This window comes from Amycolatopsis sp. NPDC059027, from assembly GCF_042739735.1.
Taxonomy (GTDB): domain Bacteria; phylum Actinomycetota; class Actinomycetes; order Mycobacteriales; family Pseudonocardiaceae; genus Amycolatopsis.
This window is the reverse complement of sequence record NZ_JBHYIK010000121.1, coordinates 14,233-18,157: the sequence shown is the minus strand read 5'-3', so window position 1 is coordinate 18,157 and position 3,925 is coordinate 14,233. Positions and strand designations below refer to the sequence as shown.

The following is a 3,925-nucleotide window of genomic DNA, read 5'->3' as shown; positions in this document are numbered from 1 at the left end:
CCTTACGGGCGTCACACGCCCGTAAGGTGGCCTTAACGGCATGACGTGCCACCGGGGGCGGAAGGTAGTGAAGGCCTCCTTCACGGCGCTGAGCGCTGTGAAGGAGGCCGAACGCGAGAATCAGGCGGGGTGTTCGGCCAGGAGGTTCGCGCAGCGGATCAGGCCCAGGTGCGAGTACGCCTGCGGGTGGTTGCCCAGCGAGCGTTCCGCGATCGGGTCGTACTGCTCGGGGAGCAGGCCGGTCGGGCCCGCCGCCGCCACGATCTGGTCGAACAGTTCCTGCGCCTCGGTGCGCCGCCCGGTGAGCAGGTACGCCTCGATCAGCCACGCGGCACAGATGTGGAAGCCGCCCTCGCCGCCTGGCAGACCGTCGTCGCGGCGGTAACGGTACACAGTGGACCCACTGCGCAGCTCCGCCTCGATCGCGGTCACCGTCTGCTGGAAACGCTGGTCCGACGGGTCGATCAGGCCGGTCAGGCCGACGAACAGCGAGGCCGCGTCGAGATCCGTGCCGTCGTAGGCGGTGGTGAAGGCCTGGACCTCGTCGTTCCAGCCGTGCTCCAGCACGTCGGCGGCGATCTGGTCGCGCAGCGCGGGCCAGCCGCCGGGAATCCCGCGGCCGTACTTCTCGCCCAGCTTCACCGCGCGGTCGATCGTCACCCAGCACATGACGCGCGAGTACACCCGGTGCCGCGGCACGTGCCGCTCTTCCCAGATGCCGTGGTCGGCCTCGTTCCAGCGCCGCGTGACGGCCTCGGCCATCGCGCGCACCATCTGCCAGTCCTCGTCACGCAGCTCGCCACGCGCCTCGGCGAGGGTGCCGACCAGCTCGACCACCGGCCCGAAGACGTCCAGCTGCACCTGGTGGTTCGCCAGGTTGCCGACCCGCACCGGCCGCGAGCCCGAGTAACCCGGCAGCGATTCGATCACCGCTTCGGCACCGATCACGCTGCCCGCCAAGGTGTACAGGGGGTGCAACCGTTCCGGTCCGGCCAAAGTGGACAGAACGCCGTGCAGCCAGCGCAGGTAACCCTCCGCCTCCTCGATCGAGCCGAGGTGCACCAGCTCGCGCACGGTCATCGCCGCGTCGCGGATCCAGCAGTAGCGATAGTCCCAGTTCCGGACGCCGCCGATCTCCTCGGGCAGCGAGGACGTCGCCGCCGCCAGCACACCGCCGCTGTCGGTGTTGCACAACCCGCGCAGTGTCAGCGCCGAACGCAGCACGAGGTCGGTCTGCACGCTGGGCAGCCGCAGTTTGGTCGCCCAGTCGCTCCAGTACCGGCCCGCGCGATCGCGACGCTCCACTTCGGACAGTTCATGCGGGCGGGTGTCCCTGGTGCCGCAGCGCAGTTCCAGCACCACCGGCGCGTCGGCGGTCGGTTGTACCAGCGCCGTCGCGGTGTCGTGCAGACCGTCCGAGGTGATCGTCCACTCGACACCCGGCGAGCGCAGCGCGAACGGCTCCGACGTTCCGAGCACGCGCAGGCCACCCTCGACCTTGGTCAGGGTGACCGGCACGCCACCGAATTCCGGGCGCGGGGCGAACACGACGTCGGCCGCCGCCTCACCGGAGATGACCCGGACCAGGTCCGTCCGATGTGGAGCGCTCTCCGGCTCGAGGTAGTCGGTGACGAGCAGGCGTGACCAGCGCGTCTCGACGGTCATCGTGTTCGGCAGATAACGCTGGCCGAGCGGAAGACCGTTGCGGTGCGGCTTGATGGAGAAGTGACCCGCGCTCTCGCTGCCGAGCAGATCGGCGAACACCGCGGGCGCGTCCGGGCCGGGGTGACACAGCCAGGTGAGCTTCGCGTCCGGCGTCAGCAGCGCGACCGAACGCTCATTGGCCAACATGGACAGTCGCTCGATCGGCGGCGCCGATTCGCCGTACAGCCAGTTCCGCCGCTCCTCCAGCAGGAACGCCAGCACCATCGCGACGTCGACGGTGTCCGGAACCCGGTACTGCGCAAGGGTTTCCCCGTCGCCGACCTTGATGCCGAGGTCCGGACCGGACAACCGGGCAAAGGCTTTCTCGTCCGTGACGTCGTCCCCGAGGAAGATCGCCGCCGTCGCCCCGACCTGATGGCGCAGGATGTCGAGCGCGTGCCCCTTGTCGGTCTGGACCACCGCGAGCTCGACCACCTCCTTGCCGTCCGTGGTCGACACGCCCTCCCATGTGGACGGTCCATTGTGTACGGAAGCCAGCACGCGGCGGCCCGCCTCGTGCTCGGCTCGGCGGACGTGCACGGCGATGCTCGCCGGCTTGACCTCCAGCGACACCCCCGGCACGTCCAGTACCAGCTGTTCCAGCTCGGCCTCAAGCCTGCGGTGCAGTTCGCGGGCCTTCGCGTCGAGCGCGTGTATGAACCCGATGTCGAACTCGGACCCGTGGCTGCCGACGAGGTTCACCTCGGCGGGCAAGCGCGACAGTGTCGCGAGGTCACGCAGGGCGCGGCCGGAAATGACCGCGGTGGTGGTCTCGTGCAGGCCCGCGAGGGACCTCAATGCGCCTACCGATTCGGGCAGCGGCCGGGCTTCGTCCGGGTTGGCCGTGATCGGAGCCAGCGTGCCGTCGTAGTCGCAGGCGACCAGCAGGCGCGGAGTACGGGCGATCTGCACGATCGCACGCCGTAGCTCGGCGGGCAGTGCCTCGGCGGTCAACACTCCTCCTGGAGAGCTCAGGGGGTATGGGGATCGGTCTAGTCGACCGGTTCGGCACCCAACGCCTGCAAGAACGAGCGCGCCCACCGATCGACGTCATGGGTGAGGACCTGGCGACGCATGGCGCGCATCCGGCGACGGCCCTCGGCTGGGTCGAGAGTAATGGCAGCCACCAAAGCGTCCTTCACCCCGTCCAGATCATGCGGGTTGACCAGGAACGCACTGCTGAGCTCGGCCGCCGCGCCCGCGAATTCCGAGAGCACCAGCGATCCGCCGAGATCGTGTCTACACGCGACGTACTCCTTGCACACCAGGTTCATCCCGTCACGCAGGGGTGTCACGACCATGACATCGGCGGCGGAGAAGAACGCGGCCAGTTCGGTGCGATCCACCGATTGGTGCAGATAGTGCACGACCGGGTGGCCCACACGCGCGAACTCGCCGTTGATGCGCCCGACCATCTGCTCGATCTCGCCACGCATGCGCTGGTAGTGCTCGACGCGTTCGCGGCTCGGCGTCGCGAGCTGCACGAAGGTGACGTCCTCCGGCCGGAGACGGCCTTCGTGCAACAACTCGTGCAACGCCTGCAAACGCAGGTCGATGCCCTTCGTGTAGTCGAGCCGGTCGACGCCGAGCAGCACGGTCTTCGGATTGCCGAGGTCACGGCGCAGCTGCGCGGCGCGGTCGGCGACTCCCTTCGTGCGGGCCAGCGTGTCGAGGCCGTTCGCGTCGATGGAGATCGGGAACGCGCCGACCCGGACGGTCCGGTCGCCGACCTGCATGGTGCCCGGCCGGGTGCGGATGCCGACCGCGCCGCGCGTCGATTCGAGCCCGATCAGCTGACGGCACAGCCACAGAAAGTTCTGCGCGCCACCCGGACGATGGAACCCGACCAGGTCCGCGCCGGTCAGGCCGCGCACGATCGGGGCGCGCCACGGCATCTGCATGAACAACTCGACCGGCGGGAACGGGATGTGCAGGAAGAACCCGATCCGCAGGTCCGGCCGCAGCTCGCGGAGCATCGCGGGCACGAGCTGCAGCTGGTAGTCCTGGATCCACACCGTCGCGCCCTGCGCGGCGACTTCGGCGCTGGCGCGCGCGAAGCGCTGGTTGACCTTGACGTAGCTGTTCCACCACGCGCGGTCGAACACCGGGCGCTCCACGACGTCGTGGTAGAGCGGCCACAGCGTGGCGTTGGAGAAAAACTCTTTTTATTTTTGGGGTGGTATAGAGTTCTTATAGAAAGAGCGAGGGGGTGAGAGAGCGT

Annotated in this window: 1 protein-coding gene and 1 pseudogene; both read right to left on the bottom strand. The window is 68.8% G+C overall.

The annotated features are described in order from the left end of the window. Positions 1-120: 120 nt before the first annotated feature. Entirely contained in the window at positions 121-2,658 is a 2,538-nt protein-coding gene (gene otsB, locus ACFWY9_RS43105; protein WP_378328893.1) for a trehalose-phosphatase, read from the bottom strand. 38 nt (positions 2,659-2,696) lie between these two features. Further along, a pseudogene (locus ACFWY9_RS43100) lies at positions 2,697-3,925 on the bottom strand (trehalose-6-phosphate synthase); the annotation flags it as partial.